A 353-nucleotide genomic window follows, 5' to 3' on the forward strand; every position below is an offset into this window, starting at 1 on the left:
TGGCTGGATGTACGCATCGATCCGGCATTGCCCGAACGCGAACCGATGCCGCGGGTCGACCTGCGCCAGCGCCATATCGCCCTGGGCCCGGTCGCCGTGTTCGGCGCCTCCAACTTCCCGCTGGCCTTCTCGGTGGCCGGCGGCGACACCGCCTCGGCCCTGGCGGCGGGCTGCCCGGTGGTGGTCAAGGCCCACTCGGCCCACCCCGGCACCTCTGAGCTGGTCGGCCGGGCCATACAGCGGGCGGTGGCCAAGTGCGAGCTGCCCGAGGGCGTCTTCTCGCTGATCTACGGCTCCGGCAATGATATCGGTCAGGCCCTGGTCCGCGATGCCCGCATCAAGGCGGTGGGCTT

The 353-nt window shown here is 71.1% G+C and carries 1 protein-coding gene; it reads left to right on the forward strand.

Features of this window, described 5'->3' with window-relative positions:
- The coding region (locus HUS66_RS18195) for an aldehyde dehydrogenase family protein (protein WP_175072469.1) at positions 1 to 353 on the forward strand (353 nt) is incomplete at both ends.

The sequence above is a fragment of the Onishia taeanensis genome, assembly GCF_013349955.1.
GTDB lineage: Bacteria > Pseudomonadota > Gammaproteobacteria > Pseudomonadales > Halomonadaceae > Onishia > Onishia taeanensis_B.